The organism is Limnohabitans curvus, assembly GCF_003063475.1.
Taxonomy (GTDB): domain Bacteria; phylum Pseudomonadota; class Gammaproteobacteria; order Burkholderiales; family Burkholderiaceae_C; genus Limnohabitans; species Limnohabitans curvus.
Genome location: NZ_NESP01000001.1, coordinates 1106983 through 1130357, shown reverse-complemented (window position 1 = coordinate 1130357; position 23375 = coordinate 1106983). Strand labels below are relative to the sequence as shown.

The 23375-nt window shown below is 53.3% G+C and carries 10 protein-coding genes, 4 tRNA genes and 6 rRNA genes; 15 read left to right on the top strand and 5 right to left on the bottom strand.

The window, feature by feature from the left end:
• Positions 1-3: 3 nt before the first annotated feature.
• Entirely contained in the window at positions 4-2337 is a 2334-nt protein-coding gene (locus tag B9Z44_RS05660) for a protein-disulfide reductase DsbD family protein (protein ID WP_245912766.1), read from the bottom strand.
• A gap of 64 nt (positions 2338-2401) precedes the next feature.
• On the opposite strand from B9Z44_RS05660, the gene B9Z44_RS05655 reads away from it, so the two are divergent.
• Positions 2402-3244 (top strand): creatininase family protein, encoded by an 843-nt coding sequence (locus tag B9Z44_RS05655; protein ID WP_245912765.1) that lies wholly within the window; start codon positions 2402-2404, stop codon positions 3242-3244.
• A gap of 12 nt (positions 3245-3256) precedes the next feature.
• Here the strand turns inward: B9Z44_RS05655 and B9Z44_RS05650 are convergent, their stop codons facing one another.
• The 3 genes from B9Z44_RS05650 to B9Z44_RS05640 all read right to left on the bottom strand — a co-directional run bounded on the left by B9Z44_RS05650 (position 3257) and on the right by B9Z44_RS05640 (position 6542).
• A complete protein-coding gene (locus B9Z44_RS05650; protein WP_108358517.1) occupies positions 3257-3925 on the bottom strand; it encodes a histidine phosphatase family protein in 669 nt (222 codons plus the stop codon).
• 104 nt (positions 3926-4029) lie between these two features.
• Complete coding sequence (locus tag B9Z44_RS05645) at positions 4030-4653, bottom strand: LysE family translocator (protein WP_108401901.1); 624 nt, start codon at positions 4651-4653, stop codon at positions 4030-4032.
• Positions 4650-6542 (bottom strand): ATP-binding cassette domain-containing protein, encoded by a 1893-nt coding sequence (locus tag B9Z44_RS05640; RefSeq protein ID WP_108358409.1) that lies wholly within the window; start codon positions 6540-6542, stop codon positions 4650-4652. The genes B9Z44_RS05645 and B9Z44_RS05640 overlap by 4 nt, the downstream gene beginning before the upstream one ends.
• 474 nt (positions 6543-7016) lie before the next feature.
• Between B9Z44_RS05640 and B9Z44_RS05635 the strand changes: the two genes are divergently transcribed.
• From B9Z44_RS05635 to rrf (B9Z44_RS05590), 10 genes are all read left to right on the top strand, one after another.
• A 16S ribosomal RNA gene (locus tag B9Z44_RS05635) occupies positions 7017-8551 on the top strand.
• Positions 8552-8649: 98 nt separating this feature from the next.
• Positions 8650-8726: transfer RNA gene (locus tag B9Z44_RS05630), tRNA-Ile, on the top strand.
• 19 nt (positions 8727-8745) lie between these two features.
• Positions 8746-8821, top strand: a tRNA-Ala gene (locus tag B9Z44_RS05625).
• Between the two features lie 344 nt (positions 8822-9165).
• Positions 9166-12044, top strand: a 23S ribosomal RNA gene (locus B9Z44_RS05620).
• 115 nt (positions 12045-12159) lie between these two features.
• Positions 12160-12272: ribosomal RNA gene (rrf, locus tag B9Z44_RS05615) — 5S ribosomal RNA — on the top strand.
• Between the two features lie 370 nt (positions 12273-12642).
• Positions 12643-14177, top strand: a 16S ribosomal RNA gene (locus B9Z44_RS05610).
• A gap of 98 nt (positions 14178-14275) precedes the next feature.
• Positions 14276-14352 (top strand) — tRNA-Ile (locus tag B9Z44_RS05605).
• A gap of 19 nt (positions 14353-14371) precedes the next feature.
• Positions 14372-14447, top strand: a tRNA-Ala gene (locus tag B9Z44_RS05600).
• Between the two features lie 344 nt (positions 14448-14791).
• Positions 14792-17670, top strand: a 23S ribosomal RNA gene (locus tag B9Z44_RS05595).
• 115 nt (positions 17671-17785) lie between these two features.
• Positions 17786-17898 (top strand): 5S ribosomal RNA (rrf, locus tag B9Z44_RS05590).
• The 16S, 23S and 5S rRNA genes sit together here with 4 tRNA genes alongside, the layout of an rRNA operon.
• A gap of 76 nt (positions 17899-17974) precedes the next feature.
• Here the strand turns inward: rrf (B9Z44_RS05590) and B9Z44_RS05585 are convergent.
• The gene (locus B9Z44_RS05585; RefSeq protein ID WP_108401900.1) at positions 17975-18889 is read right to left on the bottom strand and encodes an MBL fold metallo-hydrolase; all 915 of its coding nucleotides are present in this window, start codon (positions 18887-18889) and stop codon (positions 17975-17977) included.
• 182 nt (positions 18890-19071) lie between these two features.
• Between B9Z44_RS05585 and B9Z44_RS05580 the strand changes: the two genes are divergently transcribed.
• From B9Z44_RS05580 to glyQ, 4 genes are all read left to right on the top strand, one after another.
• A complete protein-coding gene (locus tag B9Z44_RS05580) occupies positions 19072-19797 on the top strand; it encodes a GNAT family N-acetyltransferase (RefSeq protein ID WP_245912764.1) in 726 nt (241 codons plus the stop codon).
• A gap of 68 nt (positions 19798-19865) precedes the next feature.
• A complete protein-coding gene (locus B9Z44_RS05575; RefSeq protein ID WP_108401898.1) occupies positions 19866-20750 on the top strand; it encodes a CorC family transporter in 885 nt (294 codons plus the stop codon).
• A gap of 51 nt (positions 20751-20801) precedes the next feature.
• Entirely contained in the window at positions 20802-22388 is a 1587-nt protein-coding gene (gene lnt / locus B9Z44_RS05570) for an apolipoprotein N-acyltransferase (RefSeq protein ID WP_245912763.1), read from the top strand.
• A gap of 64 nt (positions 22389-22452) precedes the next feature.
• Positions 22453-23358, top strand: a complete 906-nt coding sequence (gene glyQ / locus B9Z44_RS05565; RefSeq protein ID WP_108401897.1) for a glycine--tRNA ligase subunit alpha — start codon at positions 22453-22455, stop codon at positions 23356-23358.
• Positions 23359-23375: the final 17 nt, after the last annotated feature.

The window sequence follows — 23375 nt, the reverse complement described above, 5'->3', positions numbered from 1 at the left end:
GGCTTATTTGCGGGTGAGCGTGGATGCGCCGTTGGTTGGGGGCTGCTGCGCAAAGTCAGTTGTGGGGGCAGGGCTTTCAGCCGCAGGCAAGGTGGCCAGCGCTTCGCGCATTTGGCGCACGCTCAACAACTCAGACAGCACCAGCGGTGCTTTGCCAGGCGCGTGCAGCACATACACCGGCACGCCGCTGCGGCCCAATGCGGTGAGTGCGGCGGTGATGGCTGGGTCGCGGCGCGTCCAATCAGCACGCATGAGCGTGACTTGGTGCGCCGCCACGTCGGCCAGTACATCGCTGTTGGACAGGGTGGATTTTTTGTTGATTTGGCAGGTCACGCACCACGCGGCAGTGAAGTCGACAAACACAGGTCGGCTTTGGGCCAAGCTTTGTGCCACGGCGGCGTCAGACCAAGGCTGCCAAACGGCGCCTTGCGTTTGCGCGGTGCTTGGCAACGTCGGTGTAGAGGGGCTGCTCGTCGGTGCTTTTAAATCTTCTGCGAAGGTGAGTGCGCCCCAAACCAGTGCGGCGGCCAAAAGCCCGCTCAAAACGCGAGATGCAGGGCCGTGTTGTTTGAGTGCCCACATCAAAGCGGTCAGCAGCAGCAAACCCCCCAGCGCAAACATGGCGGCATCTAAGCTGGTTTGTTGGCCCAACACCCACAGCAGCCACACCACAGTGGCGAGTAAGGGGAAGGCCAACAGCTGGCGCAGCGTGACCATCCACGGGCCGGGGTGTGGCAGCAAACGCGCGACGGCGGGCACAAAGCTGGCTAACAAATAAGGCGCGGCCAAGCCCAAGCCCATGGCCATAAAAATAGTCAGCGCTTGCCATGTTGGCAAAGTCATTGCGAGTCCCAACGACGCGCCCATGAAGGGGGCGGTGCAGGGCGACGCCACGGCCACGGCTAGCACGCCAGAGAGTGCCGCATCCATGACGGGGTGCTTGTATTGAAAGCTGGCCACGCGCGAGGGCAAGATTTGCCCAAACTCAAACAGGCCTAACAAATTGAGCGCGATGAGCGTGAAGAGGGCCGCCAGCACACTTACCACCACGGGAGATTGCAGCTGAAAGCCCCAGCCCAGTTGTTCACCCGCTGCGCGCAAGGCCAGCACGCCAGCGCCCAGCGCCAAGAAGCTGAGCACCACACCGGCGGTGTAGGCCAGGCCTGCCACGCGGTGTGCCCGGTGTGCATGGCTGTGTTGCGCAAACCCCAACAGCTTGATGGCCAGCACCGGCAACACGCAAGGCATGAGGTTGAGGATGAGCCCGCCCACGAACGCGCCTAGCAGCGCCAAGGCAAAGCCCAGAAAGCCATCACTGCCGAGCATGGTTTCGTTGCCGATGGCGCTTGCATGGCTTGTGGTGTTGGTCACGGTTGCTGAGTCGGCGGGCAGATCAGATACGGCAGGCCAAGCGTGCGTGACAGGGGCGGAGACCACGAAGCCTTGGCGTTTGGCGCCCTCGTCAGCGATGAGCAAAAACCCCATTTGCTTAGGTTCCGTCATGCGCAAATTGCTCAGAGGGAGTTGGGCTGTCCACACATCGCCTTGCCACGATTGGCTGGCGCGCGGGTGTTGTTCAGTGGCAGACGCCACCAGCTCGGCGGTGTCTGGAAACACGCGGAGCGTTTTGCCGTGCAGCGAGGTAGGCAATCCGCTGATTTGCAGTGTCAAGCGTTGTGCTTCAAAGCGGGTGGTGGCTTTGACGCCTGGCAAAGCTTTGGCTTGCTCCGCCAGCAGCGCTGAAAACGCGGTGGCATGGGGCGCAAAGCTGCTGTTGACGGGAATGCGCAAGGCGAAGTCGCCTTCTTGTGGAATGCACTCCAGTCGGCAGACCAACCAGTTGGCGTGCAGTTGAATGTCCAGCGTTTGTGTGGCGTTGGGTTTGAACTGTGTCGACACCGTCAGTGGCACGGCCAACAACACGGTTTTGTCGAAGCCGTAGTTGGTCAAGCTGCCTGCTTTGAGTTTTTGCGGCAGCGGCCATTGCACCTCGCCCGCGGTGATGCCCGCAGGCAAATTCAGCTCTAGCTGCGTGGGCAGACCTGAGTCGCCGGGGTTGCGCCAGTAGGTGTGCCACTCGGGCTGGTGTGTGAGTTGCAGGCCCACCCACATCGGCTGACCCGCTTGCACCCCTTGCGGGGCATGCACCACCAACTCGGCGCGCAACTGCGGCGTGCTGACCACGGCACTGGCCAAGGTCTGGGCATTGCTTGGCAGGGTAAATGCACAAGCCCCCCAGAGTAAAACGCCAAATGCTTTTGCCAACATGGGTTTGGCGCAGACGGTCACGACACGGGGATGAGCTGCGCCCAGCAGGCGCGAAACAAAATGAAGCATGCGCCAGATGTTACCGAGCTACAGCCGCCTGCGTGTAAAGCCCAACCCATGACAGGAAAGTAAGATGGCGCTCATGACTGCGCACACCAGCACCCCCTTCCTCGCTTTGGCATCACACCGTTGGGCCGAGCTCAACACCCGTGACTTTGCGGCCCTCGACCCCGCGCGCACCGTGGCCTTGTTGCCTCTGGGGGCAACCGAGCAACATGGGCCGCATTTGCCGCTATCGGTTGATACGGTGTTGGTCGATGGTGTGGTGAACGCTGCATTGACGCACTTGGCTGCCACAGACCCCGTGCTGGTGTTGCCCACGCAGACGCTCGGCCTGAGTACCGAGCACACGGCCTTTGCTGGCACGCTGCATCTGTCGCCACAAACCTTGATCCAACTCTGGTGCGACATCGGTGCCTCGGTGGCACGCGCGGGTGTGAAGAAGCTGCTGATGTTCAACGCCCACGGCGGCAATGTGGGGCTGATGGATGTGGTGGCGCGCGAGCTGCGTGCCCAGCATGGCCTGATTGTTTACAGCAGCAGTTGGTACAACTTGCCCTTGGATGCGGCCGTGATGGGGCAGTTCTCGGCGGACGAACACCGCTTTGGCATCCACGCGGGTGACATTGAAACATCCATGATGCGGGCGCTGGCGCCCGATTGCGTGAACATGGCGGAGGCCCAAAACTTTGCCTCCACGTCGCAAGACCGGGCCAAACATTATCCGGTCTTGGGCAATGGCAAAAGCGCCAAGCTTGGCTGGCACATGCAGGACTACAACCCCCAAGGTGCCGCGGGCAATGCGGCGGCGGCCACTGCGGCGAAAGGTGAAGCGCTGGTGCACAGCGCGGGCGAGCAGCTGGCGCTGCTGCTGCAAGAGCTGGTGGCGCTGCCGCTCAGCACGGTGCGCGTTTAAATATTTCAGCCTTCAGGCGAACGTCACCCAGTCTTTGTGGCTGGGCGTTTCCAAGTGCGGCACGCTGTTGAATGCGATCAGGCTGTGACGTTTGGCGTTGAAGCTAAATTCGCTTACCGCGCTGTTGCGAAGCCGCATGTTCAGCTCGATGCTGGTTTCAGGGCTGACGCGCAGCACATGCGCCACGGCCGTGGCAATGGGGCCACCGCTGGACACAAGCAAAACATTTCCCTCGTGCTGTTGGCGAATGTGATCGAGGGCTGACGTGACGCCTTTTGCAAACTCGGTGTAGCTGGGCATGCCCTGTGGGCTGACCACGCCGGCCATCCATTGTGTGAGGCCATCGCGTAGCAAGCGGAAATGCTGTTTGTAGCCCTCTGGCGTGGTGGGCTTCACCAGCTCGCCCGGTTGAATGGCGCGGATGAGGGCTTCGCTGTCGTATTCGTTCAGGCCCGGCCAAACCCGTGCTTCATGTCGTGTTCCCATGCCTTGTTGAATACCTGCCAAGGTTTGTGCATGGCGCTTGAGTCCCCCGATGATGACGGCATCAAACGTGAGGCCTTGCGCTTGCCAATGCTCGCCGAGGCGATGGCTTTGCTGCAGGCCCAAAGGACTGAGTTGGTCGTAATCGGCGGCGCCCAACGAGGCTTGCCCGTGTCGCACTAAATAGAGTTGTCCCATGGTGTGATGTGGGTTGTTTGCGTTCATTCTGAAGACGAATGGCAAGACAAACAGTCACGACTGAGACCCGCAGTCACCTGTGCGGCAGCGCGCGCCGCCCATGTTTAGAGTGTTTGCAGCGCCGACCGCACCATCCACGCGACCGTGCCTAAGAGCGCCAAGGCCATCAGTCGGTTGAACCATTGCAGGCGCTGTGCGGTGTCGTTTGGGCCGCGCAGCCAGTGGCGCAAGCTGGCGCCTATCCATGCATAGGTGAAGTTGCTGGCGAGGCCAAAGAACATGAAGATGGGCAATGTTTCCAGCAGACGTGCAGGGGTGTCGTCGTGATCGATGACCCAGCCGCTTACCACTGACATGGCCAAGAACCAGGCTTTGATGTTGATGAACTGAAGCATCACGCCTTGCTTGAAACCCACGATGGGGCCTTGTGCGGCATCGCTCAAGCGCTGCGTGCTGGCGAGTTTCCAAGCGAGCCACAGCAAATACAACACGCCGGCGGCCAGCAGACCCCAACGCAGCGGTGGAAAGCCCAGCACCAGCGCTCCCAAGCCGGCTGCGTTGAGCACGAGTAAAACCCCCCAGCCTGCAGGCACGGCGCACACAAAAGGCAGCGCACGTCGCAAGCCATGGTTCGCCGCAAGCGTGGCGGACAGGGCGGTGTTGGGGCCGGGAGTGAAGGTGCCCACGGTAGCGAGGGCAATCAAGGCAAAGAGTTCAGCGCTGCTCATGCCGGTGAGGATAGTTGCTCCCAGCGTTCAAGGGCTGTCATCAGTGCGTCTTCAATTTCAGTGTCGCGTTTGTGAATTTGCGCGACTTTGGCGGGGTCGCTGGCGTACAGGCTGCTGTCGCTGAGGGCTGCTTGGGTTTCTTTTTGCTCAGCTTCGAGCGATGCAATCAGTGCCGGTAGTGCTTCCAGTTCGCGTTGCTCTTTGTAGCTGAGCTTGCGCGTCTTTGTGGCGGGGGCTGCGGGCTTGGGCGCTTCTGTGACCGCCGCTTTGACCACTACGGGTGCGGCAACTTTGGTTTGAGGGGCGAGGCTGCGGGCGCGCTCTGACTGGATGAGCCAATCTTGCACGCCGCCTTCGTATTCGCGCCAGAAGCCGGGGTTGTCCTCTGTGGCTTCAAACACCAAAGTGCTAGTGGCCACGTTATCGAGGAAGGTGCGATCATGGCTGACGATGAACACGGTGCCGTCATACTTTTGCAGCAACTCTTCTAGCAGTTCCAGCGTGTCGATGTCTAAGTCGTTGGTGGGTTCGTCTAGCACCAGTACGTTGGCTGGGCGTGCAAACAAACGAGCGAGCAGCAAGCGGTTGCGCTCACCGCCAGACAGCGAGCGCACAGGAGACGTAGCGCGAGCGGGCGAGAACAAGAAGTCGTCCAAGTAGCTTTTGACGTGTTTGCGCTGGGTGCCAATTTCAATCCACTCGCTGCCGGGGCTGATGAAGTCTTCGAGTGAGGCGTCCATGTCTAGCGCGTTGCGCATTTGGTCAAAGTACGCCACTTGCAGATTCGCGCCTTGGCGGATCTTGCCGCTGTCGGCTTCAAGCTCGCCCAAGATCATTTTCAACAGCGTTGATTTGCCAGCGCCGTTCGGGCCGATCAAACCAATCTTGTCACCGCGCAAGAAGGTCGCCGAGAAGTTTTTGGTAATCACCTTGCCGCCGAAGGCTTTGTCTACCTCGGTGAGTTCGGCCACGATCTTGCCTGTGGGGGCGCCGCTGGCGACGTCTAGCTTCACACGGCCGACGGCTTCGCGGCGTGCTTCGCGCTGGCTGCGCAAAGCTTCTAGGCGTCCAATGCGGCTTTGGCTGCGTGTGCGGCGCGCTTCTACGCCTTTGCGAATCCACACTTCTTCACCAGCCAGCAGTTTGTCGGCTTTGGCGTTGATCACCGCTTCTTGGGCGGCTTGTTCTTCTTTTTGCAATTGGTACTGCGAGAAGTTCCCGGGGTAAGTCAACAAATGACCGCGGTCCAGTTCCACTATGCGTGTGGCGACCTTATCTAAGAACGATCGGTCATGCGTGATGGTGATGATGCTTCCCTTGAAATCAATCAAAAGCTGCTCCAGCCACTCGATGCTGTCGAGGTCTAAGTGGTTGGTAGGCTCGTCGAGTAGGAGCACGTCCGGGGATGTCACCAAGGCTTGTGCGAGTGCCACGCGTTTGAGCGTGCCACCAGAGAGTGCGCTGATGCGGGCATCGGGGTCAAGGTGCAAGCGGTGCAATGTTTCTTGCACGCGTTGTTCCCAGTTCCAGCCGTCAAAGAGTTCAATCTCGTTTTGCATGGCTGTGAGATCACCCTCACCAGCCGAGTACTGATCAATCAGGTGGATGACGCGCGCCAAGCCCGCACTCACGGATTCAAAGACAGAGGCGTTGCTATCTAGTTGAGGCTCTTGGGCCACATAAGTCACGCGCAAGCCCTGCTGGACACGTAAGTCACCGTCGTCAGGCTTTTCTAGTCCGCCCAAGATGCGCAGTAATGAGGATTTGCCAGCACCATTGCGGCCGATCAGGCCTACGCGCTCAGCGGTTTCAAGTGAGAACTCTGCGTGATCAAGGAGAGCGACGTGCCCAAAAGCGAGTTGGGCGTTCTGTAGAGTAATTAAAGACATGCCCCATTATCAAGGGCGCCCTTGGGCGGCTTCTATTTAAACAAAGCGCAGGCTTTGTAGAAACGAGGCACGAAGAGCTGATTGCGAACTTTTTTCAAAATAGTTGCGCGAAGCCAAAAAGTAGTGCTATACTGACGGGCTCCGCTGATGAGAATTGTTAAGGGTTTACCCGAAACAATGTTGGCGGAGGTGGTAGAAAAAGATTTTTAAAATTTCTTCGAAATGCTTGAAAATCCGATGTATACTGCAAGGCTTCGCTGATCGCAGCGTGGTTGCTCAAGTAGTTGAGTGGTTCATTAAAAACATACAGCCGATAAGCGTGGGCGTTTGATGGTGATTGCCAAGTTCTTTAGGAACTTAGCTTTAATTAGCTAACAAACGCTCATGAAGTAAAAAAGATGTGAAATTCGTCAAAGAAAATCACGTCGATTCCAATTTATGAGTTGATCGAAAGATCAAAAAAATATCAAGATCGAACTATAGAGTTTGATCCTGGCTCAGATTGAACGCTGGCGGAATGCTTTACACATGCAAGTCGAACGGCAGCACGGACTTCGGTCTGGTGGCGAGTGGCGAACGGGTGAGTAATATATCGGAACGTGCCCAGTCGTGGGGGATAACGTAGTGAAAATTACGCTAATACCGCATACGATCTAAGGATGAAAGCGGGGGATCGCAAGACCTCGCGCGATTGGAGCGGCCGATATCAGATTAGGTAGTTGGTGAGGTAAAGGCTCACCAAGCCAACGATCTGTAGCTGGTCTGAGAGGACGACCAGCCACACTGGAACTGAGACACGGTCCAGACTCCTACGGGAGGCAGCAGTGGGGAATTTTGGACAATGGACGCAAGTCTGATCCAGCCATTCCGCGTGCAGGACGAAGGCCTTCGGGTTGTAAACTGCTTTTGTACAGAACGAAAAGGTTTCTATTAATACTAGGGGCTCATGACGGTACTGTAAGAATAAGCACCGGCTAACTACGTGCCAGCAGCCGCGGTAATACGTAGGGTGCAAGCGTTAATCGGAATTACTGGGCGTAAAGCGTGCGCAGGCGGTTATATAAGACAGATGTGAAATCCCCGGGCTCAACCTGGGAACTGCATTTGTGACTGTATAGCTGGAGTGCGGCAGAGGGGGATGGAATTCCGCGTGTAGCAGTGAAATGCGTAGATATGCGGAGGAACACCGATGGCGAAGGCAATCCCCTGGGCCTGCACTGACGCTCATGCACGAAAGCGTGGGGAGCAAACAGGATTAGATACCCTGGTAGTCCACGCCCTAAACGATGTCAACTGGTTGTTGGGTCTTCACTGACTCAGTAACGAAGCTAACGCGTGAAGTTGACCGCCTGGGGAGTACGGCCGCAAGGTTGAAACTCAAAGGAATTGACGGGGACCCGCACAAGCGGTGGATGATGTGGTTTAATTCGATGCAACGCGAAAAACCTTACCCACCTTTGACATGTACGGAAGCCTTTAGAGATAGAGGCGTGCTCGAAAGAGAGCCGTAACACAGGTGCTGCATGGCTGTCGTCAGCTCGTGTCGTGAGATGTTGGGTTAAGTCCCGCAACGAGCGCAACCCTTGTCATTAGTTGCTACATTTAGTTGGGCACTCTAATGAGACTGCCGGTGACAAACCGGAGGAAGGTGGGGATGACGTCAAGTCCTCATGGCCCTTATAGGTGGGGCTACACACGTCATACAATGGCTGGTACAAAGGGTTGCCAACCCGCGAGGGGGAGCTAATCCCATAAAACCAGTCGTAGTCCGGATCGCAGTCTGCAACTCGACTGCGTGAAGTCGGAATCGCTAGTAATCGTGGATCAGAATGTCACGGTGAATACGTTCCCGGGTCTTGTACACACCGCCCGTCACACCATGGGAGCGGGTTCTGCCAGAAGTAGTTAGCCTAACCGTAAGGAGGGCGATTACCACGGCAGGGTTCGTGACTGGGGTGAAGTCGTAACAAGGTAGCCGTATCGGAAGGTGCGGCTGGATCACCTCCTTTCTGGAAAACTGCAATCTAAATTGAACGTCCACACTTATCGGTTGTTTTGAAGGTTGTCGTCGATTAACTCAGTTCGCTGAGGATGTCGCGACCGGCTTGGGTCTGTAGCTCAGTTGGTTAGAGCACTGTGTTGATAACGCAGGGGTCGTTGGTTCGATTCCAACCAGACCCACCAAACGTCTAAGTGATTCATTGGGGGATTAGCTCAGCTGGGAGAGCACCTGCTTTGCAAGCAGGGGGTCGTCGGTTCGATCCCGTCATCCTCCACCATTCATTCAACAACAAAGCAGCTTCTGTTGAGGCTTCTTTGTTGTTGATCGATATTGATTGATTAACTAGGCTGTTCATTAAAAATTCATAGAGTAGATATCAGAGTTACTAGCGGAAACTGCACATTCGTAAAGGTTTAGTGCAGACCGTGCCGCTAGTAACATTTTTGATTGCGTCAAAACGAATATTCAAACTTTGGTTTGGATTTCAAGTAATGACGAATGTTCTTTAATAGCGATATTGAAGGATTATTCATATTTACGGCATAACGCGACAGGTGAGAGACCTGTCAAATCAGTCCTTGAAAACAATTTTTGATCTCGAAAGAGGCGTCAAAGTTATAGGGTCAAGTGACTAAGAGCATATGGTGGATGCCTTGGCAATGATAGGCGACGAAAGACGTGATAGCCTGCGATAAGCTTCGGGGAGCTGGCAAATTAGCTTTGATCCGGAGATTTCTGAATGGGGAAACCTTACCGAAAGGTAATCCTGCAGTGAATACATAGCTGCTGGAGGCGAACCGGGTGAACTGAAACATCTCAGTAGCTCGAGGAAAAGACATCAACCGAGATTCCGAAAGTAGTGGCGAGCGAAATCGGAGAAGCCTGCTAGTGATAGCACAAGACTTAACGGAATAACCTGGAAAGGTTAACTATAGAGGGTGATAGTCCCGTACGTGAAAAGACCTGTGTGGTACTAAGCTAGCGACAAGTAGGGCGGGACACGTGTAATCCTGTCTGAATATGGGGGGACCATCCTCCAAGGCTAAATACTCATCATTGACCGATAGTGAACTAGTACCGTGAGGGAAAGGCGAAAAGAACCCCGGGAGGGGAGTGAAATAGATCCTGAAACCGTATGCTTACAAAAAGTAGGAGCCTCGTAAGGGGTGACTGCGTACCTTTTGTATAATGGGTCAGCGACTTACATTCAGTGGCAAGGTTAACCGAATAGGGAAGCCGTAGAGAAATCGAGTCCGAATAGGGCGAATTAGTCGCTGGGTGTAGACCCGAAACCAAGTGATCTATCCATGGGCAGGATGAAGGTGCCGTAACAGGTACTGGAGGTCCGAACCGACTAATGTTGCAAAATTAGCGGATGACCTGTGGATAGGGGTGAAAGGCTAAACAAACTTGGAAATAGCTGGTTCTCTCCGAAAACTATTTAGGTAGTGCCTCAAGTATTACCTGCGGGGGTAGAGCACTGTTTTGGCTAGGGGGTCATGGCGACTTACCAAACCAATGCAAACTCCGAATACCGCAGAGTACAGCTTGGGAGACAGAGCACCGGGTGCTAACGTCCGGACTCAAGAGGGAAACAACCCAGACCGCCAGCTAAGGTCCCTAAAATTGGCTAAGTGGGAAACGAAGTGGGAAGGCTAAAACAGTCAGGATGTTGGCTTAGAAGCAGCCATCATTTAAAGAAAGCGTAATAGCTCACTGATCGAGTCGTCCTGCGCGGAAGATGTAACGGGGCTAAGCCAGTTACCGAAGCTGCGGATTTGCAATTTATTGCAAGTGGTAGGAGAGCGTTCTGTAAGCCTGTGAAGGTGCGTTGTAAAGCGTGCTGGAGGTATCAGAAGTGCGAATGCTGACATGAGTAGCGTTAAAGGGGGTGAAAAGCCCCCTCGCCGTAAGCGCAAGGTTTTCTACGCAACGTTCATCGGCGTAGAGTGAGTCGGCCCCTAAGGCGAGGCAGAGATGCGTAGTTGATGGGAAACAGGTAAATATTCCTGTACCGATGTGTAGTGCGATGTGGGGACGGAGAAGGTTAGCTCAGCAGACTGTTGGATATGTCTGTTCAAGCCTGTAGTCGTGCCTGGTAGGTAAATCCGCCGGGCTTAGATGAGGGGTGATAACGAGGATGCTTGCATCCGAAGTGAGTGATACCCTGCTTCCAGGAAAAGCCACTAAGCTTCAGCTACACACGACCGTACCGCAAACCGACACTGGTGCGCGAGATGAGTATTCTAAGGCGCTTGAGAGAACTCAGGAGAAGGAACTCGGCAAATTGACACCGTAACTTCGGAAGAAGGTGTGCCTTTAGTATGTGAACCTGTACAAGGGGAGCAGAATGAGGCCTCAGAGAATCGGTGGCTGCGACTGTTTAATAAAAACACAGCACTCTGCAAACACGAAAGTGGACGTATAGGGTGTGACGCCTGCCCGGTGCTGGAAGATTAAATGATGGGGTGCAAGCTCTTGATTGAAGTCCCAGTAAACGGCGGCCGTAACTATAACGGTCCTAAGGTAGCGAAATTCCTTGTCGGGTAAGTTCCGACCTGCACGAATGGCGTAACGATGGCCACACTGTCTCCTCCTGAGACTCAGCGAAGTTGAAATGTTTGTGATGATGCAATCTCCCCGCGGAAAGACGGAAAGACCCCATGAACCTTTACTGTAGCTTTGTATTGGATTTTGAACAGACCTGTGTAGGATAGGTGGGAGGCTTTGAAGCCGGAACGCTAGTTTCGGTGGAGCCAACGTTGAAATACCACCCTGGTGTGTTTGAGGTTCTAACCTAGGTCCATTATCTGGATCGGGGACAGTGCATGGTAGGCAGTTTGACTGGGGCGGTCTCCTCCCAAAGCGTAACGGAGGAGTTCGAAGGTACGCTAGTTACGGTCGGACATCGTGATGATAGTGCAATGGCATAAGCGTGCTTAACTGCGAGACTGACAAGTCGAGCAGATACGAAAGTAGGACATAGTGATCCGGTGGTTCTGTATGGAAGGGCCATCGCTCAACGGATAAAAGGTACTCTGGGGATAACAGGCTGATACCGCCCAAGAGTTCATATCGACGGCGGTGTTTGGCACCTCGATGTCGGCTCATCTCATCCTGGGGCTGTAGCCGGTCCCAAGGGTATGGCTGTTCGCCATTTAAAGAGGTACGTGAGCTGGGTTTAAAACGTCGTGAGACAGTTTGGTCCCTATCTTCCGTGGGCGCTGCAGATTTGAGGAAGCCTGCTCCTAGTACGAGAGGACCGGAGTGGACACACCTCTGGTGTATCGGTTGTCACGCCAGTGGCATTGCCGAGTAGCTATGTGTGGAAGAGATAACCGCTGAAAGCATCTAAGCGGGAAACTCGTTTCAAGATGAGATCTGCCGGGGCCTTGAGCCCCCTAAAGAGTCGTTCAAGACCAGGACGTTGATAGGTCAGGTGTGGAAGCGTAGTAATACGTTAAGCTAACTGATACTAATTGCTCGTGCGACTTGACCCTATAACTTTGATCCAATGTGATCAAGGAAGTTATGCCAAGTGACGCATTCAAAATAAATCTGATATTGCTCTATGAATTCGTTGCCTTGATTTGATCAAGGTGACAACAAGTTATGCCTGATGACCATAGCAAGTTGGTACCACTCCTTCCCATCCCGAACAGGACAGTGAAACGACTTAGCGCCGATGATAGTGCGGGTTCCCGTGTGAAAGTAGGACATCGTCAGGCTATTACAGCCTCAGAAACCCCCGCTCGATTGAGTGGGGGTTTTTGTTCCCAGGCTCTCTATCTAAGGATAGAGATGTTTGGAGATTCTTCTTAACGAAAAATCTCCAAACATTTGCTAAATAGCACTTAGTTGTGCTATACTGCAAGGCTTCGCTGATCGCAGCGTGGTTGCTCAAGTAGTTGAGTGGTTCATTAAAAACATACAGCCGATAAGCGTGGGCGTTTGATGGTGATTGCCAAGTTCTTTAGGAACTTAGCTTTAATTAGCTAACAAACGCTCATGAAGTAAAAAAGATGTGAAATTCGTCAAAGAAAATCACGTCGATTCCAATTTATGAGTTGATCGAAAGATCAAAAAAATATCAAGATCGAACTATAGAGTTTGATCCTGGCTCAGATTGAACGCTGGCGGAATGCTTTACACATGCAAGTCGAACGGCAGCACGGACTTCGGTCTGGTGGCGAGTGGCGAACGGGTGAGTAATATATCGGAACGTGCCCAGTCGTGGGGGATAACGTAGTGAAAATTACGCTAATACCGCATACGATCTAAGGATGAAAGCGGGGGATCGCAAGACCTCGCGCGATTGGAGCGGCCGATATCAGATTAGGTAGTTGGTGAGGTAAAGGCTCACCAAGCCAACGATCTGTAGCTGGTCTGAGAGGACGACCAGCCACACTGGAACTGAGACACGGTCCAGACTCCTACGGGAGGCAGCAGTGGGGAATTTTGGACAATGGACGCAAGTCTGATCCAGCCATTCCGCGTGCAGGACGAAGGCCTTCGGGTTGTAAACTGCTTTTGTACAGAACGAAAAGGTTTCTATTAATACTAGGGGCTCATGACGGTACTGTAAGAATAAGCACCGGCTAACTACGTGCCAGCAGCCGCGGTAATACGTAGGGTGCAAGCGTTAATCGGAATTACTGGGCGTAAAGCGTGCGCAGGCGGTTATATAAGACAGATGTGAAATCCCCGGGCTCAACCTGGGAACTGCATTTGTGACTGTATAGCTGGAGTGCGGCAGAGGGGGATGGAATTCCGCGTGTAGCAGTGAAATGCGTAGATATGCGGAGGAACACCGATGGCGAAGGCAATCCCCTGGGCCTGCACTGACGCTCATGCACGAAAGCGTGGGGAGCAAACAGGATTAGATACCCTGGTAGTCCACGCCCTAAACGATGTCAACTGGTTGTTGGGTCTTCACTGACTCAGTAACGAAGCTAACGCGTGAAGTTGACCGCCTGGGGAGTACGGCCGCAAGGTTGAAACTCAAAGGAATTGACGGGGACCCGCACAAGCGGTGGATGATGTGGTTTAATTCGATGCAACGCGAAAAACCTTACCCACCTTTGACATGTACGGAAGCCTTTAGAGATAGAGGCGTGCTCGAAAGAGAGCCGTAACACAGGTGCTGCATGGCTGTCGTCAGCTCGTGTCGTGAGATGTTGGGTTAAGTCCCGCAACGAGCGCAACCCTTGTCATTAGTTGCTACATTTAGTTGGGCACTCTAATGAGACTGCCGGTGACAAACCGGAGGAAGGTGGGGATGACGTCAAGTCCTCATGGCCCTTATAGGTGGGGCTACACACGTCATACAATGGCTGGTACAAAGGGTTGCCAACCCGCGAGGGGGAGCTAATCCCATAAAACCAGTCGTAGTCCGGATCGCAGTCTGCAACTCGACTGCGTGAAGTCGGAATCGCTAGTAATCGTGGATCAGAATGTCACGGTGAATACGTTCCCGGGTCTTGTACACACCGCCCGTCACACCATGGGAGCGGGTTCTGCCAGAAGTAGTTAGCCTAACCGTAAGGAGGGCGATTACCACGGCAGGGTTCGTGACTGGGGTGAAGTCGTAACAAGGTAGCCGTATCGGAAGGTGCGGCTGGATCACCTCCTTTCTGGAAAACTGCAATCTAAATTGAACGTCCACACTTATCGGTTGTTTTGAAGGTTGTCGTCGATTAACTCAGTTCGCTGAGGATGTCGCGACCGGCTTGGGTCTGTAGCTCAGTTGGTTAGAGCACTGTGTTGATAACGCAGGGGTCGTTGGTTCGATTCCAACCAGACCCACCAAACGTCTAAGTGATTCATTGGGGGATTAGCTCAGCTGGGAGAGCACCTGCTTTGCAAGCAGGGGGTCGTCGGTTCGATCCCGTCATCCTCCACCATTCATTCAACAACAAAGCAGCTTCTGTTGAGGCTTCTTTGTTGTTGATCGATATTGATTGATTAACTAGGCTGTTCATTAAAAATTCATAGAGTAGATATCAGAGTTACTAGCGGAAACTGCACATTCGTAAAGGTTTAGTGCAGACCGTGCCGCTAGTAACATTTTTGATTGCGTCAAAACGAATATTCAAACTTTGGTTTGGATTTCAAGTAATGACGAATGTTCTTTAATAGCGATATTGAAGGATTATTCATATTTACGGCATAACGCGACAGGTGAGAGACCTGTCAAATCAGTCCTTGAAAACAATTTTTGATCTCGAAAGAGGCGTCAAAGTTATAGGGTCAAGTGACTAAGAGCATATGGTGGATGCCTTGGCAATGATAGGCGACGAAAGACGTGATAGCCTGCGATAAGCTTCGGGGAGCTGGCAAATTAGCTTTGATCCGGAGATTTCTGAATGGGGAAACCTTACCGAAAGGTAATCCTGCAGTGAATACATAGCTGCTGGAGGCGAACCGGGTGAACTGAAACATCTCAGTAGCTCGAGGAAAAGACATCAACCGAGATTCCGAAAGTAGTGGCGAGCGAAATCGGAGAAGCCTGCTAGTGATAGCACAAGACTTAACGGAATAACCTGGAAAGGTTAACTATAGAGGGTGATAGTCCCGTACGTGAAAAGACCTGTGTGGTACTAAGCTAGCGACAAGTAGGGCGGGACACGTGTAATCCTGTCTGAATATGGGGGGACCATCCTCCAAGGCTAAATACTCATCATTGACCGATAGTGAACTAGTACCGTGAGGGAAAGGCGAAAAGAACCCCGGGAGGGGAGTGAAATAGATCCTGAAACCGTATGCTTACAAAAAGTAGGAGCCTCGTAAGGGGTGACTGCGTACCTTTTGTATAATGGGTCAGCGACTTACATTCAGTGGCAAGGTTAACCGAATAGGGAAGCCGTAGAGAAATCGAGTCCGAATAGGGCGAATTAGTCGCTGGGTGTAGACCCGAAACCAAGTGATCTATCCATGGGCAGGATGAAGGTGCCGTAACAGGTACTGGAGGTCCGAACCGACTAATGTTGCAAAATTAGCGGATGACCTGTGGATAGGGGTGAAAGGCTAAACAAACTTGGAAATAGCTGGTTCTCTCCGAAAACTATTTAGGTAGTGCCTCAAGTATTACCTGCGGGGGTAGAGCACTGTTTTGGCTAGGGGGTCATGGCGACTTACCAAACCAATGCAAACTCCGAATACCGCAGAGTACAGCTTGGGAGACAGAGCACCGGGTGCTAACGTCCGGACTCAAGAGGGAAACAACCCAGACCGCCAGCTAAGGTCCCTAAAATTGGCTAAGTGGGAAACGAAGTGGGAAGGCTAAAACAGTCAGGATGTTGGCTTAGAAGCAGCCATCATTTAAAGAAAGCGTAATAGCTCACTGATCGAGTCGTCCTGCGCGGAAGATGTAACGGGGCTAAGCCAGTTACCGAAGCTGCGGATTTGCAATTTATTGCAAGTGGTAGGAGAGCGTTCTGTAAGCCTGTGAAGGTGCGTTGTAAAGCGTGCTGGAGGTATCAGAAGTGCGAATGCTGACATGAGTAGCGTTAAAGGGGGTGAAAAGCCCCCTCGCCGTAAGCGCAAGGTTTTCTACGCAACGTTCATCGGCGTAGAGTGAGTCGGCCCCTAAGGCGAGGCAGAGATGCGTAGTTGATGGGAAACAGGTAAATATTCCTGTACCGATGTGTAGTGCGATGTGGGGACGGAGAAGGTTAGCTCAGCAGACTGTTGGATATGTCTGTTCAAGCCTGTAGTCGTGCCTGGTAGGTAAATCCGCCGGGCTTAGATGAGGGGTGATAACGAGGATGCTTGCATCCGAAGTGAGTGATACCCTGCTTCCAGGAAAAGCCACTAAGCTTCAGCTACACACGACCGTACCGCAAACCGACACTGGTGCGCGAGATGAGTATTCTAAGGCGCTTGAGAGAACTCAGGAGAAGGAACTCGGCAAATTGACACCGTAACTTCGGAAGAAGGTGTGCCTTTAGTATGTGAACCTGTACAAGGGGAGCAGAATGAGGCCTCAGAGAATCGGTGGCTGCGACTGTTTAATAAAAACACAGCACTCTGCAAACACGAAAGTGGACGTATAGGGTGTGACGCCTGCCCGGTGCTGGAAGATTAAATGATGGGGTGCAAGCTCTTGATTGAAGTCCCAGTAAACGGCGGCCGTAACTATAACGGTCCTAAGGTAGCGAAATTCCTTGTCGGGTAAGTTCCGACCTGCACGAATGGCGTAACGATGGCCACACTGTCTCCTCCTGAGACTCAGCGAAGTTGAAATGTTTGTGATGATGCAATCTCCCCGCGGAAAGACGGAAAGACCCCATGAACCTTTACTGTAGCTTTGTATTGGATTTTGAACAGACCTGTGTAGGATAGGTGGGAGGCTTTGAAGCCGGAACGCTAGTTTCGGTGGAGCCAACGTTGAAATACCACCCTGGTGTGTTTGAGGTTCTAACCTAGGTCCATTATCTGGATCGGGGACAGTGCATGGTAGGCAGTTTGACTGGGGCGGTCTCCTCCCAAAGCGTAACGGAGGAGTTCGAAGGTACGCTAGTTACGGTCGGACATCGTGATGATAGTGCAATGGCATAAGCGTGCTTAACTGCGAGACTGACAAGTCGAGCAGATACGAAAGTAGGACATAGTGATCCGGTGGTTCTGTATGGAAGGGCCATCGCTCAACGGATAAAAGGTACTCTGGGGATAACAGGCTGATACCGCCCAAGAGTTCATATCGACGGCGGTGTTTGGCACCTCGATGTCGGCTCATCTCATCCTGGGGCTGTAGCCGGTCCCAAGGGTATGGCTGTTCGCCATTTAAAGAGGTACGTGAGCTGGGTTTAAAACGTCGTGAGACAGTTTGGTCCCTATCTTCCGTGGGCGCTGCAGATTTGAGGAAGCCTGCTCCTAGTACGAGAGGACCGGAGTGGACACACCTCTGGTGTATCGGTTGTCACGCCAGTGGCATTGCCGAGTAGCTATGTGTGGAAGAGATAACCGCTGAAAGCATCTAAGCGGGAAACTCGTTTCAAGATGAGATCTGCCGGGGCCTTGAGCCCCCTAAAGAGTCGTTCAAGACCAGGACGTTGATAGGTCAGGTGTGGAAGCGTAGTAATACGTTAAGCTAACTGATACTAATTGCTCGTGCGACTTGACCCTATAACTTTGATCCAATGTGATCAAGGAAGTTATGCCAAGTGACGCATTCAAAATAAATCTGATATTGCTCTATGAATTCGTTGCCTTGATTTGATCAAGGTGACAACAAGTTATGCCTGATGACCATAGCAAGTTGGTACCACTCCTTCCCATCCCGAACAGGACAGTGAAACGACTTAGCGCCGATGATAGTGCGGGTTCCCGTGTGAAAGTAGGACATCGTCAGGCTATTACAGCCTCAGAAACCCCCGCTCGATTGAGTGGGGGTTTTTGTTTTTAGGCTTTCAAATTTAAGATTTCTAAATTAATGATTGATGATGTACTCATCATTGATCGTGCATGCGCCGCTTGTCTCTAGGCTCTGGCACAAGTCAAAAATCCAAGTCTCAAAACTGATGCCTGTTGAATACATGGCATGCAGCAAGTGCAGATATTGAGCAGAATGCGCCCAAATGCAATAGTCACTCAGTTTGACTCTTTGTAACTCAAGCAGCTTGAACTTCAGTAAAACCTTGGCCGCGTAGCTTGCGTGCTTATCAGGTGCATTTTGAAATTGCGCCAAGCGACTTCTTGCACGCACAAGTGCGCCCGTCACGTCGGTGAAAGCCGCGCCGTGACCAGGGAGTACGAGTTTTGGGGCAAGTCGCTCAATGATTTGAAGTGTTGATTCGATCTCATTGAACGCTGATAGTCCTTCAATTTCTGGAAAAACAACGCCAAAGCCATTCTCCCAAAGTGCATCGGCAGAGACCAACATACGATCTTCTTCATTGAAGAGGACGATTGAATGCGGGTCATGACCCGGTGCCGCATGAATCCGCCATGTATTGCCTGCGACACAAAAATGGTCACCATCGCGAAGAACTCCCGACTTTTTAAATTGGGGGCAGTGTTGACCTGTTGGCGTGTAAGTTAGCGCATTCGAGTCCCATGAGTCAACATAGCTTGCATGACCAGGTGGTATCAAGGTTTCAAGCTTAGGAAATAATGCTTGCAGATGTGCATTTCCGCCGCAATGGTCGCTGTGCAAATGTGTATTGATAAGAGTAGTAAGTGGTCGCTGTTTCAGGGCCGCTGTCACAAGCGCCGCAGTCTGCTCAGCATGCGTCCAGTAACCTGAGTCAACGAGGATGGCTTGATCCTCATCCTGAATCAATACATTGTTGGACGAAAGCCAGCCTCTTTCGAAAAAAGCAACGCCGGAAGGTAATGCGAGCATGAAAGTGCGTGTCCTCAAATAATAGAAATTAGCGTTCTCGATAACATTTTGACAGTTACCGTCTCGCTGCAACACGTTGGCTGTGACGTACGTTACAAATGCACAACTTCTCTGTTTAGAGCCGTGCGCCTAATTGACGTCAGATAACTGAAAGAATAAGGGAAAACCCGTAGAATCCTAGCATGACACTCGTACACACTCTTGCAAAAACCACCTTGGAGGGCGGGCGACAAATGCTTCGCTTCACTGGCGCATCGCAAGAGCAATTTCATAAAACCGACGGCGTATTGATTCCAATCGCGCCTTTGGGAATCGAGCATGTGGCTCAAATTTTGGCGCATTTGTTGGCGCTGTCGGAGCACGACCGTTATTTGCGCTTCGGCTATACAGCCACAGACGATCACATACAGCGCTACGTTGCGGGGCTGAATTTTGACCGTGATGAAATTTACGGGATATTCAATAGCAATCTCGAGATCATTGCGATGGCGCATTTGGCGCTGATCAAAGATCCCGGACGTGAATTTAGCTCCGAATTTGGTGTGTCCGTATCTGCCTACGCACGTGGCCGTGGTTACGGCGCGCGTTTGTTTGAACGTGCAGTGATTCATGCCCGCAACGAAAAGGTGTACCAGATGTACATCCATGCCCTGAGTGAAAACGCACCCATGATTCGAATTGCGCGCAAGGGCGGCGCAAAAATAGAGCGTGACGGTTCAGAAACAGAAGCTTTCCTGAGCTTACCAAAGCGTGACCTCGACAGCCGAGTCACCGAGTTTGTCGCCGATCAGTATGCCAAAACAAACTACAGCATCAAGGAAGATGCCAAGCGTTTTTGGAGTTTCTTGGCCAAGGTTAAAGAAATTCGTGATGGTGTACGCGACGCCCGGCATCAGGCTGCTGAGTAAATGAATAGCCCATCCGCATGGGCTATGCTTGAGGCTTGTGAGACTCCCGCAGCAATGGCTGCAACACTGTGATACCCCCGCATACCCGAGAATTAGACAAGCAAGACAAGCGCAGCTATTGGCAACGCTTGCTTGAGTTCATACATCCTGGCCCAGACTCGCGTGAAGAGCTGCTTGATGCACTCTCAGACGCAGAAGACAACCAAGTCATTGGTGCGGAAAGCCGTCTCATGCTTGAAGGCGTGTTGCGCATGGCTGATCTCACCGCCGGCGAGGTCATGGTCGCTGCGCCGCGCATGGATCTCATCAACCTTGATGCTCCCATTGAAGAGAGTTTGCATCAAGTCATCGACACGGGGCACTCGAGATTTCCCGTGTACGAAGGAGAGAGAGATAACTTGGTCGGTATCTTGTTAGCCAAAGACTTGCTCAAACTCCAGCGTGCGCCGGCCCTGAACATTCGCACATTGCTGCGGCCTCCCGTTTTTGTGCCAGAAAGCAAAGGCTTGAACGACTTGTTGCGCGAGTTTCGCAACACACGCAACCACATGGCTTTGGTTGTCGATGAGTTTGGCCGCATCGCAGGACTCATCACAATTGAAGATGTGTTGGAACAAATTGTGGGCGACATTGAAGACGAATTTGACAGTCAAGAAGATGTCGGCGACATCTTCGCATTGGCCGACGACACTTACCGCGTGAGTGGCAATGCTTCACTTGAACGCGTTGCCGAAGCATTTGGCACACACCTTGAAGTCACGGCGGCTGAGGAAAGCGAAGATACAAACTTTGACACCATTGGCGGCTTCATCGCTCATGCCATGGGGCACGTACCACGGCGCGGCGAACACTTTGAAATCAACAAATTACGGTTCGAAGTGCTGCACACGCGCGGCGGTGCTGTGAAGTGGTTCAAGGTGTACCCCGCCCCCGTCGATAAAGCGCCGATCTAAAGAATGCGCGACCACACACTGCAATCACAGAAGTGGCCTCTGACAGTGCACGTGACCCTGCTTTTGGTCGTGGCTGGTTTGACGCAGGCCATCTCGCTTGCTTGGCCTTTTGATGGCAACTTTAAAGGCGTGCCACAAGGCTGGCTGCAGTATGTGAGTTTGCTAGTCCTTGCCGGATATTTGGATCGGAGTCAAACGCCTAAAGAGGCTTTTGCCAAAGGCTGGATGTTTTCATTTGCATGGCTACTGGGCTCGACGTGGTGGTTGTTCATTTCAATGAACAGTTACGGCGGACTGTCTGCCCCAGTTGCTGCACTTGCCGTCGCTCTACTTGCGGCAGGCTTGGCATTGTTTTATGGCGCTGCCTGTGCCGTTTTCTTTGCCGTGTGCAAGGCGCGCGTCAACGTGCTGCCTCGCGCCTGTGCCTTTGCTGCGGTTTGGGTTTTGGCTGAGATGTTGCGCGGCACGCTTTGGACCGGGTTTCCTTGGGGGGCTGTAGGCTATGCACACGTAGACAGCGTGTTGCAGCACTGGGCTCCTTGGGTTGGCGTTTACGGGCTGTGTGCGTTGTCTGCGTTTTTCGCCATGGCCGTTGCTGCACAACGTCGAGGAAATGGTGTCGCATCGCCAAAGGCGCTGGTCGGTCCGTGCTTGTTCGTGATTGTCCTTGGCTTCACTTGGATCACCTCGCCCAGCAGAAGCGCGACACTTGCGGATGTCTCTGTCTCTCCCTTACGTGTGACGCTGCTGCAAGGCAACATCGCACAAGACTTGAAGTTTGGCGAGGGCGTCAGCCTTGCCCTGCATGGCTACCGTGATGCCCTGCTCACAGGGCGAAGCGATTTGATCGTCACGCCTGAAACCGCAATTCCGTTAATACCAGAGCAAATGCCTGAGCATTATTGGGCGCAATTGCAATCACATTTTGCCAAAGGTTCGCAGGCCGCACTGATCGGCTTACCGCTGGTCAAACGCAGCGAACAGGGGCAGTTGCAGTACAGCAATTCGGCATTGGGCTTGATGCCCCAAACCACACCGGCATCCACGGCCACTTACCAATACGACAAGCACCATTTGGTGCCTTTTGGTGAGTTCGTGCCGCCGTTGTTTCAGTGGTTTGTCCGGATGATGAACATCCCTTTAGGTGACTTCACACGTGGCGATGTGGCCCAACCTAGTCTGCAATTCAAGGGTGAACGCATTGCGCCGAACATTTGTTATGAAGATTTGTTTGGAGAAGAGTTGGCGCGGAGCTTTGCTGACGCTGAAAGTGCGCCCACCATGTTGGTCAACCTCAGCAACATTGCCTGGTTTGGTGACACTGTGGCCATTGACCAGCATTTGCACATTTCCCGCATGCGCGCTATAGAGCTAGGCCGCCCCATGCTGCGCGCCACCAACACAGGGGCCACGGCCATCATCAACGCCCAAGGCCAGGTCACGCACCGACTGCCCAGCGCCGTGAAGGGCGCTCTTACCGCCGATGTTTATGGCGTGCATGGATCCATCACGCCCTATGCCCGCTGGGTGTCCGTTTGGGGGCTTTGGCCACTGGCTGGCTTGGCGTTGCTGACCCTCTGCATCGTTGCCGCCATGGCGCATGCATCTAGGCACGGCCAGAGGCGTTTCGGCCCGTAAAATCAGAGGTTTGCAGGCGTATTGACCTGCAGCCTAAATTGCCAGCGTCTACTGGCCACTTTGCATGCTGACTTTTCAAGAAATCATTCTCACACTCCAGTCCTACTGGGCCGAGCAAGGCTGCGCCTTGTTGCAACCCATCGACATGGAGGTCGGTGCGGGCACCTCGCACACTGCCACCTTCTTGCGCGCCTTGGGCCCAGAGCCTTGGAAGGCCGCCTATGTGCAACCCAGCCGCCGCCCCAAAGACGGCCGCTACGGCGAGAACCCCAACCGTTTGCAGCATTACTACCAATACCAAGTGGTGTTGAAGCCCGCGCCCAGCAACATCTTGGAGCTGTACTTGGGCTCACTCGAAGCCCTCGGCTTTGACCTCAAGAAAAACGACATCCGCTTCGTGGAAGACGATTGGGAAAACCCAACCTTGGGCGCATGGGGCTTGGGCTGGGAAGTTTGGCTCAACGGCATGGAAGTCACGCAGTTCACCTACTTCCAACAAGTCGGCGGCATTGACTGCAAACCCATCACCGGCGAAATCACCTACGGTCTCGAACGCTTGGCCATGTACCTGCAAGGCGTGGACAACGTCTACAACCTGCAATGGACCGATGGCTTGACGTACGGTGACGTCTACAAACAAAACGAAGTGGAGCAATCCACTTACAACTTCGAGCACAGCGATGCCGAATTCTTGTTCACCGCTTTTGGTGCGCACGAGAAACAAGCGCAGCACCTCATGGGTGCGCAGTTGGCGTTGCCTGCGTATGAGCAAGTGCTCAAAGCCGCACACACCTTCAACTTGCTGGATGCCCGTGGTGCCATCAGTGTGACCGAGCGTGCTGCCTACATTGGCCGCATCCGTAACTTGGCACGCGCTGTGGCGCAAAGCTATTACGAGAGCCGCGAGCGCTTGGGCTTCCCCATGGCCCCGCGCGAATGGGTCGAACAAATGCCAAAGAAGACCGCTTGAGCGTAGGACACAAGAAC